This window comes from Pseudomonas sp. PS01299 (assembly GCF_029960145.1).
In the GTDB taxonomy this organism is placed as follows: Bacteria; Pseudomonadota; Gammaproteobacteria; order Pseudomonadales; family Pseudomonadaceae; genus Aquipseudomonas; species Aquipseudomonas putida_A.
The window spans coordinates 1-13,265 of sequence record NZ_JASCPO010000025.1 but is presented as its reverse complement, the minus strand read 5'-3'; the positions used below and the strand labels follow the sequence as shown (position 1 = coordinate 13,265).

Sequence of the window (13,265 nt, the reverse complement as noted above, 5' to 3'; positions counted from 1 at the left end):
CTTGCATCATGATCGGACCGGCCATTCTCATCCTTCTGTGTCTGATCCTGCTCGGGCTATCGATCTGGCTGTTCGTGCACGGTATCCACAAGACCAGCAACGAACGGGTGCTCAATCGTCTCGCGGCGGGGCAGCCGCAACTGGCCGCGCAGAAGCCGACCTGGGTCGGGCTTGAACGGATGTTTTTGCGCGCCGGGCTTGGCCGTCCCAGCGAGCGTTTCGGGCTGTGGATGACCCTGTGGGGCGTGGCGATTGTCCTGGGTTATCTATTGGCGGACTGGATCGGTTTGCTGGCGATGCTGCTGGCGCCGCCGCTGATCCTGCGCCTGTACATTTCCTGGCTGTACCACCGGCGGATCAAACGCATGATCGAGCAGTTGCCGCAGCTGCTCGACTACACCGTACGCAGTCTCAAGTCCGGCCGCACCTTGAGCGACGCCGTCATGGGCGGCATCGAATCGAGCGAGGATCCGCTGAAAAAAGCCATGGGCCGGGTGCAGCGCAACGTGCAACTGGGGGTCAATCTGCCGGATGCGGTCAGCGATTTCGCCGAACTCTACGAACAGGACGAACTGCGCATGTTTGCCCTCGGCCTCAAGGTCAATCATCGCTACGGCGGCAATGCCAGCGAGCTGTTGGAGAACCTGATCAAGCTGATCCGCGAACGTGACCAGGGCGCCCGGCAACTGCGCGCACTGACTGGCGAAACACGCATGACCGCGTGGGTGCTGGGTTCGCTGCCGGTGATTCTGGTGAGCTACTTCATGCTGACCAACCCCGGCTACATGCTCGGCATGTGGCACGACTCCGGTGGTCGGACCATGTTGATCATCGCCGTGGTGTTGCAAGTGACCGGTTGCCTGGCGCTGTGGCGCATGTTGCGGAGTATTTGAAATGGTCTATCTCGCCGCTCTGATGCTGCTGCTCGGCGCGCTGTTGCTGGTGGTCAATCACCTGCTGACCGAGCGCCGCCGGGTGCGCCAGGTCAACCAGCGTTTGCAGGGGCATCTGGTGCGCGAGAACCGTTTCGGTAACTGGCTGCGGGCTCTGGGTAACAGCAGGTTCGGTCAGCGCTCGGTGAGCATCGACAGCGAAACCCAGACCCTGCTCAGTCGCCTCGGCTGGCGCCGCGCCAGTGAGCGCTCGCTGTTCGCCGCCTGCCAGATCGGCACGCCGCTGCTGGCGCTTGGGTTGGCGATCTTTCTCCAGGAAGTATTTTTTCCGCACGCCGCCAACCGCTGGATCGTGCCGATGCTCGCCACCGGCGCCGGTTACCTGTTGCCCAAGCGGCTGCTGGCTTACGCCGCCGGGCGTCGGCAGAAAACCATCGCCGTGGAAATCTCCACGTTCATTCCGCTGCTGCGCATCCTCTTCGAGTCGGGCATGGCGGTTGAACAAGCCTTGCGCGTGCTCAGCACCGAAGGGCAGAAACTGCTGCCGGAACTGACCCGCGAACTGCGCCTGATTCTGGCCCGGGTCGACTCGGGACTGGAGCTGGGACAGGAGTTGAACAAGACCTCGGTGATGCTGGCGGTCGATGAGTTCACCGACACCTGCGTGATCCTGCAGCAACTGATTCAGCAGGGTGGCGGGGCAATGAAATCGCTGCTGGCGCTCAAACAATTACTCGACGACCGCCGCCTCACCCGACTGCAGGAATACATCTCGAAGATGTCGGCGAAGATGTCGGTGGTGATGATGCTGTTTCTGTTTCCTGCCTTGCTGATCGTACTGGCCGGCCCGGGGTTCACCGCAATTACCCGGGCGTTTGCAAACTGACGTTGGCTCATGGAGAGCGTTTGATGAAAGCACTGATTGTCTTGGCAAGTTTGTTGTTGCTCGGTGGTTGCGCCACCGACGGTCAGGCGCCGTGGTCGGCGATGCTCGCACCGACCAGTTGCAGCAAACTCGATTCCGAACAGGAACTGGCGCTGAACCTGGCGGACGATCTGGCCAACGACGGCAAACTGCACGCCAGCCTGGCCAACCTGCAAAGCCTGCCCGACAAACTGGTCGAGGTCCGCCTGCGCAAGGCCAGGGTGTATCGCTTGCTCGGGCGCAATGAAGCCGAGCCGCTGTATCGCGGGCTACTCGGTACTTGCCTCACGGCGGACGCCGAACACGGCCTGGGGCAGATCTATGCCGCCCGTGGCGACAATGGCCAGGCTCAGGCGCACTTGCAACGCGCGGTGCGTCTGGCGCCGACCAATGAAAAAATCCGCAACGACCTCGGCGTGGTCTACCTCAACCAGTTGCGTCTTGAAGATGCGCGTTTCGAGTTCCTGACGGCCATCGAACTCAAGCAGAACGATCAACTGGCCACGCTGAATTTGGTGAGCTTGCTGCTGTACCAGAACAACTGGCAGCAAGCAGCCGAAATCGTCAGCCGCGCGCACCTGACGCCGGAGCAGTTCGCCGACGCCCAGGCCCGCGCGGAAAAACTCAAGGTGCCGGCCAAGGCCCCGACCGCGGTTGGTAATCAAGTAGCGGTGGTGGCTGACCCACAACCGTCGACGCTCAAGTGACACTCCGGGAGATGACCATGAACACCTTGCACAGTGTTTATTGCCTGGCCCTGCTCAGCCTGCCGTTCGCCGCCCAGGCGATCGACGCCGGCCCGGCCTCGGCGCAGCAACAGGAAACCGAAGGCTGGCTGGTGCTGCAAAGTCGCAACCAGGCAGCCTCGCCCAAGCCGCAAACCGCCACGGCGGCGGAGCGGGAGCTGGCGCTGCAACGCTGGTTGAAGAAATACAAATACGAGATTCCGGATTTTTACGACCCGGATGCGGGCGGCAAGATCGAGACCAAGAACTAGGTTGATCGCAACGCTCAAGCGCGCAGGAGATGCGGCCTGAGCGGATACTGGATGGATTGTCTTGAAAATTGACGCCATCACTTTGACTTTTTTGTGGTATCAAAATGATGGCTCATGTACATTCCCCGCGCCCGAACCAGGACGACCTGGTGGGACGGTAGGGATGCCTGAATCATGTAATGAACCCTGCTGAAACTGTTTCTCATGTTTTGGAAGGGAATCTCGCGTGACTATCGTATGCCTGCGCCGCTCTGTCCTGGCGCTCTCCATCTCCGCCGCCGCCGCTTTGCACACCACTATGGCTATCGCCGCCGGCGCGAGCCTGAACCACGACCTGAGTGGCGGCCCGCTGACCAGTAATCTGCAGAACTGGGGGCTGATCACTCTGAGCGGTAACGGCAATATCGCTCCTGTTTCCCAGGTGAGTACGACCTACGGCGCACAGCTCTCGGGGGTGACGGCGGATCAACTGCGCAACACCGGCAATATCCGGATTGACGGCGCCAGGTTCGGCACCGGGATCAGTCTGGGGACCGCTGGAGTGGTGCCGACCAAAATCGCCGGCGCGCTGCTCAACGAAGGCTCTATTTCAGTTCACGGTCTGGCCGACGCTGGCACCTCCAGCGGTATTTCCGATCTCGGCAGCACGCTGGGCGATTCGTTGGTCAACAGTGGCAGCATCGACGTCAGCGGCCAGACCGCCAGTGGCCTGTTGCTGGTGCATACCAACATGACCGGGCTCAGCAACCGAGGCACCATCACCGCAAGCGGCACCGACGCATTGGGCGTATTGCTCGATGGCGCGACACTGAGCCAGTCGGTCAACAACACCGGGACTATCCGTGCGACCGGTGCCAATGCCGAGGCGGTAGTGTTCGAGGGGGTCAAGTTCAGCGCTCCGGCGAGCGCCAATTCCACCGCGCTGTGGAACGGCGGAACCATTTCCGGCGAGGACATCGGTGTGCATGTCAGTGGCCAGGCCAGTGGCGCCCGGCCTTTCGGCATCTATCAAATGAACGGGTTGATCGAGGGTGGCAAGGCGGCGATCCAGGTCGATGACGGCGCGAGCTACTTTTATTTCTATGGCGGCGCGGTGAAGGGTGACCTGCTCGGCCTGTCTGGAGTACTGGTCGACGGTGATGCGACTTTCGACGGTTCGACCATCCGCTCCGGCTACGTCACTATCGAAGAGGGCACGCTGACCCTGATGAAGCCGCACACCACCTTCATCGGCGACTTCGATATGGAAGAGTCGAACTCGGTGCTGGAGATGTACCTGGGCAATGACACCAACCCGGCGCTGCCTGTGCTGAAGGTCACCGGCACCACCGATATCGCCCCGGGCGCGCAACTGCGTCTGCTGGCGCGCTCCAGTGATTTTCGCGTGAGCCCCGGTGGAACGCGTTACACCCTGATCAGCTCGGGGAATCTGGTCGGTGGCAACAACCTGACCGTGACCTCGACCTCCGCGCTGCTGGATGTGAAGAGTTTCGGTGTGGTCGGTAACGACATCACCAGCGTGGTGACGACCAAGTCGAGCGAGGTGCTGGCCGAGAACACCCTGGCAGTCGGCGGCAGTGATAACGCGGCGACGGCGGTCGGGCATGTGCCAGGACTGCTGGCACGCCTCAATGAACAGGATCCGGTGTTCCAGGCATTCGCCAACGCTGGCACCGATGCCGAACTGGCGCGCCTGAGTGAAAGCCTCAGCCCGGATGTCAGCCGTGGTGTACTGCACGCGGCGACCAACAGTCAGACGCTGGTCTCGGGCGTGATCAATGATCGCTCCAGTCGCGCACGCTCAGCCACCGGCGCCCCGGAAAAAGGCGTATGGCTGCAAGCCTTGAGCAGCGATGCCAATCAGGACGAGCGTCGCGGTGTCGCCGGTTATGACGCCGACAGCCACGGGATCGCGGTCGGTGCCGATGGTCAGTTGAATGCCGATACCACACTGGGTCTGGCTTACAGCTACCTCGATACCGATGTGAAATCCGATCTCGGCAACAAGACCAAAGTCACCGGGCATGCGCTGACGCTGTACAGCAACTGGGTACATGACAACTGGTTCGTCGACTCGTCGCTGATGTACGGCTGGAACGATAACGAATCCAAACGTTATATCGCTGGCACTCAGGCCAAGGCTGATTACGACAGTGATGTATTCGGCGTGAGCGCACTGGCCGGGTACAGCCTGCGGCTGATGCCTGATGTGGTGCTGGAGCCTCAGGTCGGCGCGCGCTATGCCAATGTCGGCATGGATGCGTATCGCGAGAAGGGCAGCTCGGCGTCGCTGAATGTCGGCAGTCAGCGTTATGAAGTCGGTGAGATGGGCGTCGGTGCACGTCTGGCGGCGGCATTCGATGTCGGCAGCGGCAGCCTGGAACCGGAAGCGAAGCTGATGGCCTGGCATGACTTCATCGGTGACAAGGTCAGCACCACATCGGCCTTCGTGCTGGGGGGCGAGTCGTCCGTCAGCCGCGGTACCACTCCGGTGCGTGACAGCTATGAACTGGGCCTGGGCGCCAACTACCGGATGGGCGCGTGGAGCGTCGGCGGCTCTTACAACTATCTGACCTCCAGCGGTTTCGACTCCGACAGCTTTACTGCGAAGGTGCGTTACGCGTTCTGATCCACATCGGGTAAAACCTGTGGGAGCGAGCCCGCTCGCGAAGGCGTTGTATCAGTCGGCAAAAATGCTGGCTGATCCACCGCTTTCGCGAGCAAGCCCGCTCCCACAGGGATGTGCGCTGCAATGTGAGAGCAAGCCCGCTCCCACAGGGATGTGCATTCCAATGTGGGAGCGGGCTTGCTCGCGAAAGCGGTCTGCCTGCTCAGTTGTTTGATCTGACACCCTACAGTTGATAGCTGAAACTGATGCTGTAACGCGCCCGACGATTGAACGTATCCAGCGCTTCATCGGACATCGGCTTGGCGGCCTCCAACGCAATGTTGTAGTACTTGGCATCGCCGAAACGCAGGCCTACTGCTGCCGATGACAGGTCATTGCTCTGCACCGCCAGCTTGTTGAACCAGGTTTTCGAACGGTCCAGCACCACGTACGGCTGCAGGATGCGCACCCAGTTGCCGTCGCGATTGAAGCTGTAGTTGACCTCGTAAGCCGCGCCCCAGCCCTTGTCGCCCGACGCCTGATCGTCCGGGTAGCCACGGCCGAAATTCTGCCCGCCGAACACCGCGCGCTCGCTGTCAGGCAGGGTGTCGTCGCTCCAATACAGTGCGGCTGACAGCACGCCTTGCCAGTTGTCGAAGAACTTGTCGCTTTGCACCCCGGAGAGGCGCAGGCGCAGGAAGTTCAGGTCCAGCGCAGGGTTGTTGGAGTGCGCGCCCATGCTGTCCAGACCTTGATACACACCGCCGCTGAGAATCCGCAATTGCCGGGCATCGCTCTTGCGCCAGTCACCTTCGAATGCGAGGGCGCGCACGTTGGTGCGCTCTTCGATGCTGATCGGATAGCCGACCACGTTGTAGCGGTTTTTATCATCCACTGCATAGAGCCGCGCTCCCGCGTTAAGCAGCTCGTTGGAGGCGGCAATGAACGGGTGGCTGACGCCTATAGAGTAACGATCGTCCTCCTTGTGCGGCTTGAGTTCGAAGCCGTCGCTGGTGAGCACATTGGTGCCCGGATCGGCCCGGTAGCGTGAGGCAAACAGGCTCAGTTGCGTGCCTTCACTGTTGAGAAACTGGTTGTAGTCCACACGGTAGTAGCGCTCGTGATCGTCGCCCGGCGGAAACAGCCCGCTCAGGGTCAGCTGCTCGCCCATGGCCGTCTGCGAGTTGCTGCTGACCCCCAGCAATGCCTGCGTGCCGTTGCGGTTGTCTTCGGTGGTGCTCATGGTGCTGGTGAACGGTTTGCGGCTGGCCTGGGCCACCAGCGTCGTTGCGCCGTCGGTGGTGCCCGGCGGTGGCACTTGCGCCTGGATGGTCACGCCGGGGATGCGGGTCATCAGGGTGGTGTAGCGTTCGAAGGTCTTGCGGGTCAGCGGGCGTTCGGCCTGGATTTTGGCTGCCAGTTCGTCGAGCAGACCTTTGACCCGGCCGACATCGCCCTGCACCTGCACATCGCGCACATAACCTTCGACCAGCACCACTCGGGCTACGCCGTCGTCGAAACGCTGTTGCGGCAGGAAGGCGTAGGACAGCAGATAGCCGTCCTTCTGGTAGCGCCGGGTGATGTCGCGTGTGGCTTCGATCAGGTCGGCGAGGCTGGTCTGATGGCCGATCAGCGGTTTGTAGACTTCGGCCAGTTCGTTGAGCGGGTAGATCGTGCCGCCTTCGATCTGCACGGTTTTCAGGTTGATTTTGGTCTCCATCAACAGCGGCTGCGCCGTGGCCGCGCCGGGGTCGGGTACTTGCAGGGGCGTGGCGGCGGGGCGATAAGCATCTGCCGGCAGGTTCGGCACGGGCAGGTTACGCGTGGTTTCGTTGCTGTTGAGAAAACTGGGCAGGGTGTCGGCGAGGGCGGCGGAACTGAGACTGAGGAACAGCAGGGATGCCATTACGCGCATAGGACACTCCATGGTCAGATCACAGCGCTGGGCTGAATTTTTCCTAAGAAAAAAGCGGAAGACTCGTGGGAATCTTCCGCCCTCAACCAAGCGTAGGCGCTGTAGGTGCGGCCGTCGAATCGGCCAGGTGCAATTTAGCGTTTGTTGCCTCCAAGAGCGCCGGTCAGACCACCGAGTACACCGCCCAGGCCTCCGGTTGCGGTGCCTCCAGTGGCGGTGCCGCCGCTGACCAGTCCGCCGACCGCACCGACGGTAGCGCCGACGTTGCTGACCACACCACCCACGGCGGTAGTGACCGGGTTGTTGGTGGCGGCGATGGTGTTGCCGATGCCGCTGACGGCGCCGCCAACCTGGCCGGTGAGACCGGCGACCGGCGCGCCCAGACCTGTCGCGGCGCCGACTTGTTGAGTGACGCTGGTGACCGCACTGGTGACTGGGTTAAGCCCGGCACCCACGGTGGCGCCGACGGTGGCCAGTGGCGAGGTGGTGGCGGTGATCGGCGTGCCCGAGCCGCCGAGTACGGTGTTGAGCGAAGCGATGGTGTTGCCCAGTCCGCCAGCCGTGACGCCGCCGGCGCTGACCACGCCGTTGGTGCTGCCGGCGTTCAGACCGGCACCGACGTTGACCACGGCGCCGCCAACCGTTTGCAGCAAGCCGGTACCGCCCAGACCGCCGCCGAGACCACCGCCCAATCCGCCACCGGTGCTGGTGCCGTTATCCACCAGCCCCCCGGCCTTGCCGACAGTGGTGCCGACATTGGTCAAGGCGCCGCCGACGGTGTTGGTCAACGCGTTGCCACTGCCAGCACCGGTGACTTGACCACCCAGGCCTTTGACGGCGCCGCCGACCTGGCCGAGGACACCATTGAGCGGAGCGCCGAGGCCGGTTGCATCGCCGACTTTGTCGGTGGTGCTTTCAACCATGGCAATCACTGGCACCAGACCGTTGCCGACACTTTTGGTCACTGAACCGAGTGGGCCGGTGGTGGTGGCCAGGCTCAGGGTGTCGCCGAGCATGGTGACTTTTTCACCGACGCCATCGAGCACCGGTGCCACTTTGGTCACCACGCCGCCGACAACCGGGACGCTGCCGGTGGCGGTCGCCAGTTTGCTGCTCAGATCCGAGACGCCAGTACCGACATCTGACACCACGCCGCCGACCGAGGCTGCGGTGACGCCCAGACCGTTGTCGACCGTGCCCAGTTTGCCGATGCCGTTGGCCACGCCATCACCCAGGGTGGTGACCACATTGCCTGTGGTTTTGACTGCGCTTTGCACAACGCCGCCCACGACTGGAACGGTGCTCAAGGAGTCGCCGACCTGACCGACACCACTGCCGACGCCCGCGACGGTGTTGCCGACATCCTGCACCAGGGTGGTAGTCACCAGCGGGGTGGTAGTCGGGTTGGTCGGGTTGGTTGGATCCGTAGGGTCTGTCGGATTGGTAGGATTGGTCGGGTTCGTCGGATTGGTCGGGTTGGTCGTGCCGGTACCGCCAGTGCCACCGGTACCACCTGTGCCAGCGGTATCGGTGCCGCCAGTACCGCCACTGCTACCGCCAGTGCCACTAGTGCCACCAGTGCCCGACGTCGCGCTGTCTGGCGAAGAGCTGCCGGAGCTGCTGTGATGGCCGCCACCGCCGCTGCTGCAGCCAGCGAGGCCAAGGGAGAGGATCAATGCCAGAGCTGTTGCCGATTTGCACCACACTTGAGTTTTCATGATTGAGATTCCTTGCACCTGTAACAACATTCGTCGTTTTCGATGGCTCACCGATCTGTCGCCGGTGATGCCTCGTCCGTGGTGCCAATCTCGATCGCGCGGTGCTTTTCCACCATTCTCAAGTTGGTATTAACGCCTTTATATATAAGGCGCCGCGCCGTGCCTAAGGACTAATACCCAGGATATAGACGCATAAAAAAAGGCCTTGAAAATCAAGGCCTGGAGTTTTTCAGAGTGCGGCGCCAAACGCGGAAAAACTTAAGTGATATATACACAATTTACAGGCTTGCCCGGGCGGATACTCAGGCAACCGGTTGCCACTGACCGACCATGTGTTCCAGATCGCCGTTGCCGATCAGGCGCAACTCGCCGCTGGATCCCGGCGCACTCGCCAGCAATGAGACCTCGCTGGGCAAGCGCACCGGTTTGCGAAAGTGCACGGCGATTTCAAGGTTGGCCTTGGGTAGGTGACCAGCCAGTGCGGCGAGGGTTCGTGCCTTGTTCCACAGACCGTGAGCAATCGCCGTGGGAAAACCGAACAGTTTGGCGCTGGCCGCGCTCAAGTGAATCGGGTTGTAGTCGCCCGAGACTTTGGCGTATTGCCGACCGATGTCGGCCGGGGCTTTCCATTGCGCGACTTGCGTCAACACCTGGGACGGTTCCCAGTGTTGCTCGACGGGTTCGCCGTCGAGTTTCACTCCGCGACAGAGCATCTGGCTTTCGGCTTCCCACAGCGGCCCGAGTTGATCATCGAGGCTGGTCAACACCTCGAAGGTCGCGCCTTTGGGATGCGGCTGCAGGTTATGCACGCGGACGCTGACTTGCGCACGACTGATCCCGCCCATCGGCCGCAACACGCGAATGCGGTTGCTCAGGTGAATCAGCCCCAGCAGCGGGAATGGAAACTCCTTCGCCGTGAGCAATTGCATCTGCAGGGCGAACGCGAGGATGTGTGGATAAGTCGGCGGCAGCAGGCCGTCATCGGTAAAGCCGCAGACCTTGCGATAGGCCGCCAGTTTTTGCGGGTCGACATCGACCCAGCAGCGCAAACCGCTGTCGGGCAGTCGGGTGCCGGTGATCTTGCGCCGTGTCGCGGCCCGCGCGTACAGGCCGGGCAGGCTCGGTTCACGGTCGAGGGTGTGCCATTCAATGCTCATGCCTATGCCCCCAGAACACTTTGGCCACAGACCCGCAATGCCTGGCCGGTGAAGGCACCGGTGCCCGGTTGCGCCAGCCACGCGACGGCTTCGGCGACGTCTTGCGGCAAGCCGCCCTGGCCCAGCGAACTCATGCGCCGTCCGGCCTCACGCAGGCCGAACGGGATGTGCGCGGTCATCTGGGTTTCGATGAAGCCCGGGGCCACGGCGTTGATGCTGATGCCGCGTTCGTGCAGCGTTGGCGCCCAGGCCTGGGCCAGGCCGATCAGCCCGGCCTTGCTCGCGGCGTAGTTGGTTTGTCCGCGATTGCCGGCGATGCCGCTGATTGAAGCCAGCAGAATCACCCGCGCATTGTCGTGCAGGGTGCCGCTGTCGAGCAGGGCCTTGGTCAGCACTTGCGGGGCATTGAGGTTGACCGCCAGCACCGCGTCCCAGAACTCCGGGGTCATGTTGGCCAGGGTCTTGTCGCGGGTGATCCCGGCGTTATGCACCAGAATGTCGAGGCCGTCCGGCAGCTGTTCGATCAGGTGCGCGGCGGCGTCTTCGGCGCAGATATCAAGGGTGATCGCCCGGCCGCCAAGACGTGCGGCGAGGGCTTCCAGATCAGTCTTGGCCGGGGGGACGTCGAGCAGAATCACCTCGGCGCCATCGCGGGCGAGGGTCTCGGCAATCGAGGCGCCGATCCCGCGTGCCGCGCCGGTGACCAGCGCCTTGCGTCCGGCCAATGGCCGGGTCCAATCGGTGACCGGCGTGGCGCACGGGCTCAGGCGAATCACCTGCCCGGAAACAAAGGCACTTTTCGGTGACAGGAAAAACCGCAACGGCCCCTCAAGCTGATCTTCAGCGCCGTCACCGACATAGATCAGTTGCAGCGTGCCGCCGCTGCGCAGCTCCTTGGCCAGCGAACGCGAAAAGCCTTCGAGCGCTCGCTGTGCACTGGACGCAAACGGATCGCGCAGGGTTTCCGGGGCGCGGCCCAGGATCACCAGGTGCGCGCTGCTGTCGAGGTTTTTCATCAATGGCTGGAAGAACTCGCGCAGCTGTTTGAGCTGCTCGGTGTGCTGCAGGTCGCTGGCGTCGAACACCACGGCCTTGAGTTTAGGCCCGTGCCCGGGAATCCACGCGGTGGCCAGCGACGGTTCAGTGCCGTAGCTGTAGATCGCATCGGTCAGGCGGTTGGCGAACGCATTGACCCGCTCGGCCAGCGGCCCGCCACCGATCAACAGCGCGCCGTCCACCGGCCGCAGGCGTCCGGCCTGCCAGCGTTCCAGCCGCACCGGCGACGGCAGGCCCAAAGCCCCGACCAGACGGTGGCCGATGGATGAGTTGGCGAAGTCGATATAGCGGTCAGACATGGAACGCTCTCCAAAAGTTGGGGTTCAAAGTGTGGACTACCAACGGCAATCAATCGTTCGATCCACGCAATAAGGCCTACGCTAGAACAGCAGAGTAGTTGGCCGCCGATGGTTGTGTGGCCAAACACAAATTCAGAAACAACGTTGAACCTTGTAGGAGTGACCTGTGGCGAGGGGATTCATCCCCGATCGGCTGCGAAGCAGTCGCAATGTATAGCGATTGCAATGAGGGGGCCGCTGCGCGACCCATCGGGGATGAATCCCCTCACCACAGGCTCACTCCTACAAAGGATTCAGGTGAATTCGATCATTTGGAAAAGGAGCTTTTCATGAGTCAGCTGCGCCGCGTCGCCATCATCGGTGGTAACCGTATTCCTTTCGCCCGTTCCAACGGGCCGTACGCCACTGCCAGCAATCAGGTGATGCTCACTGCTGCCCTGGAAGGCCTGATCGAACGCTACAACCTGCACGGCCTGCGCATCGGCGAAGTGGTGGCGGGTGCGGTGCTTAAATTGTCACGGGATATGAACCTGACCCGCGAGTGCGTTCTCGGCTCGCGGCTGTCGCCGGCCACCCCGGCCTATGACATCCAGCAAGCCTGCGGCACCGGGCTGGAGGCAGCGCTGCTGGTGGCCAACAAAATCGCCCTCGGCCAGATTGATTGCGGCATTGCCGGTGGCGTCGACACCACCTCGGACGCGCCGATCAGCGTCAGCGAAGGCTTGCGCAAAATCCTTCTGCAGGCCAACCGCGCCAAGACCACCAGCGACAAGCTGAAGACCTTTCTGCAACTGCGTCCGCGGCACCTGATCCCGGAGTTTCCGCGTAACGGCGAACCGCGCACCGGCCTGTCGATGGGCCAGCACTGCGAACTGATGGCGCAGACCTGGAACATCCCCCGTGAGGAGCAGGATCAACTGGCCCTCGAAAGCCATCACAAACTCGCCGCGTCCTACAGTGAAGGCTGGCACAACGATCTGATGACGCCTTTCCTCGGCCTGACCCGCGACAACAACCTGCGCCCGGACCTGACCCTGGAAAAACTCGCCACGCTCAAACCCGCTTTCGAAAAAAGCGCGAAGGGCACGCTGACGGCAGGCAACTCCACGCCACTCACCGACGGCGCCTCAGTGGTGCTGCTGGGCAGCGAGGAATGGGCAAAAGAACGTGGTTTGCCGATCCTCGCCTATCTGCGCGATGGCGAAGCGGCGGCGGTGGATTTCGTCAACGGTGCCGAAGGCCTGTTGATGGCGCCGGTGTATGCCGTGCCGCGCTTGCTGGCGCGTAATGGGTTGACCCTGCAAGACTTCGATTACTACGAAATTCACGAAGCGTTCGCCGCGCAGGTGCTGTGCACGCTCAAGGCCTGGGAAGACCCCGAATACTGCAAGACGCGTTTGGGGCTGGACGCACCGCTGGGTTCGATCGACCGCAGCCGGCTGAATGTGAAAGGCAGCTCGCTGGCGGCGGGGCATCCGTTTGCCGCGACCGGCGGGCGAATTGTCGCCAACCTGGCAAAACTGCTGGATGCGGCGGGCAAGGGTAGGGGGCTGATTTCGATCTGCGCCGCTGGCGGCCAGGGTGTCACCGCGATCATCGAACGTTGAGCACAATCCCCTGTGGGAGCGGGCTTGCTCGCGAAGGGGCCGTGTCAGGCGCCGTCATTGTGTCTGACAGACCGCTTTCGCGAGCAAGCC

Annotated in this window: 10 protein-coding genes; 6 read left to right on the top strand and 4 right to left on the bottom strand. The window is 62.4% G+C overall.

Features of this window, described 5'->3' with window-relative positions; translation table 11 throughout:
* Positions 1-8 precede the first annotated feature (8 nt).
* From QMX91_RS07450 to QMX91_RS07430, 5 genes are all read left to right on the top strand, one after another.
* Entirely contained in the window at positions 9-893 is an 885-nt protein-coding gene (locus QMX91_RS07450) for a type II secretion system F family protein (RefSeq protein ID WP_097089927.1), read from the top strand.
* A gap of 1 nt (position 894) precedes the next feature.
* Positions 895-1,779, top strand: a complete 885-nt coding sequence (locus QMX91_RS07445; RefSeq protein WP_007962993.1) for a type II secretion system F family protein — start codon at positions 895-897, stop codon at positions 1,777-1,779.
* 23 nt (positions 1,780-1,802) lie between these two features.
* Entirely contained in the window at positions 1,803-2,525 is a 723-nt protein-coding gene (locus QMX91_RS07440; RefSeq protein ID WP_135294886.1) for a tetratricopeptide repeat protein, read from the top strand.
* 17 nt (positions 2,526-2,542) lie between these two features.
* Positions 2,543-2,815 carry a DUF3613 domain-containing protein gene (locus QMX91_RS07435; protein ID WP_134785360.1) on the top strand — a complete coding sequence of 91 codons (273 nt, stop codon included), beginning with the start codon at positions 2,543-2,545 and terminating at the stop codon, positions 2,813-2,815.
* A gap of 226 nt (positions 2,816-3,041) precedes the next feature.
* Positions 3,042-5,444: an autotransporter outer membrane beta-barrel domain-containing protein gene (locus QMX91_RS07430; protein ID WP_282412493.1), complete on the top strand. Its 2,403-nt coding sequence runs from the start codon at positions 3,042-3,044 to the stop codon at positions 5,442-5,444.
* A 223-nt stretch (positions 5,445-5,667) separates the two neighbouring features.
* Here the strand turns inward: QMX91_RS07430 and QMX91_RS07425 are convergent, their stop codons facing one another.
* The 4 genes from QMX91_RS07425 to QMX91_RS07410 form a co-directional block, all read right to left on the bottom strand.
* Positions 5,668-7,338 (bottom strand): POTRA domain-containing protein, encoded by a 1,671-nt coding sequence (locus QMX91_RS07425; RefSeq protein ID WP_135294888.1) that lies wholly within the window; start codon positions 7,336-7,338, stop codon positions 5,668-5,670.
* Between the two features lie 134 nt (positions 7,339-7,472).
* The gene (locus QMX91_RS07420; RefSeq protein ID WP_282412492.1) at positions 7,473-9,056 is read right to left on the bottom strand and encodes a collagen-like triple helix repeat-containing protein; all 1,584 of its coding nucleotides are present in this window, start codon (positions 9,054-9,056) and stop codon (positions 7,473-7,475) included.
* A 302-nt stretch (positions 9,057-9,358) separates the two neighbouring features.
* Positions 9,359-10,213 (bottom strand): MaoC/PaaZ C-terminal domain-containing protein, encoded by an 855-nt coding sequence (locus QMX91_RS07415; RefSeq protein WP_134785364.1) that lies wholly within the window; start codon positions 10,211-10,213, stop codon positions 9,359-9,361.
* Positions 10,214-10,215: 2 nt separating this feature from the next.
* Positions 10,216-11,568, bottom strand: coding sequence for a 3-oxoacyl-ACP reductase (locus QMX91_RS07410; protein WP_282412491.1), 1,353 nt, complete (start codon positions 11,566-11,568; stop codon positions 10,216-10,218).
* 329 nt (positions 11,569-11,897) lie between these two features.
* Here QMX91_RS07410 and QMX91_RS07405 point away from each other — a divergent pair, with 329 nt between their 5' ends.
* On the top strand, positions 11,898-13,175 hold the full coding sequence (locus QMX91_RS07405) for an acetyl-CoA C-acetyltransferase (RefSeq protein ID WP_282412490.1): 1,278 nt from the start codon (positions 11,898-11,900) through the stop codon (positions 13,173-13,175).
* Positions 13,176-13,265 lie beyond the last annotated feature (90 nt).

What these genes read in the sequence shown, in the direction of transcription:
- QMX91_RS07440 (WP_135294886.1), top strand. Translation starts at nt 1,803, where the DNA reads ATGAAAGCACTGATTGTCTTGGCAAGTTTGTTGTTGCTCGGTGGTTGC.
- QMX91_RS07410 (WP_282412491.1), bottom strand. Translation starts at nt 11,568, where the DNA reads ATGTCTGACCGCTATATCGACTTCGCCAACTCATCCATCGGCCACCGT.
- QMX91_RS07415 (WP_134785364.1), bottom strand. Translation starts at nt 10,213, where the DNA reads ATGAGCATTGAATGGCACACCCTCGACCGTGAACCGAGCCTGCCCGGC.
- QMX91_RS07445 (WP_007962993.1), top strand. Translation starts at nt 895, where the DNA reads ATGGTCTATCTCGCCGCTCTGATGCTGCTGCTCGGCGCGCTGTTGCTG.
- QMX91_RS07435 (WP_134785360.1), top strand. Translation starts at nt 2,543, where the DNA reads ATGAACACCTTGCACAGTGTTTATTGCCTGGCCCTGCTCAGCCTGCCG.
- QMX91_RS07405 (WP_282412490.1), top strand. Translation starts at nt 11,898, where the DNA reads ATGAGTCAGCTGCGCCGCGTCGCCATCATCGGTGGTAACCGTATTCCT.
- QMX91_RS07425 (WP_135294888.1), bottom strand. Translation starts at nt 7,338, where the DNA reads ATGCGCGTAATGGCATCCCTGCTGTTCCTCAGTCTCAGTTCCGCCGCC.
- QMX91_RS07450 (WP_097089927.1), top strand. Translation starts at nt 9, where the DNA reads ATGATCGGACCGGCCATTCTCATCCTTCTGTGTCTGATCCTGCTCGGG.
- QMX91_RS07420 (WP_282412492.1), bottom strand. Translation starts at nt 9,056, where the DNA reads ATGAAAACTCAAGTGTGGTGCAAATCGGCAACAGCTCTGGCATTGATC.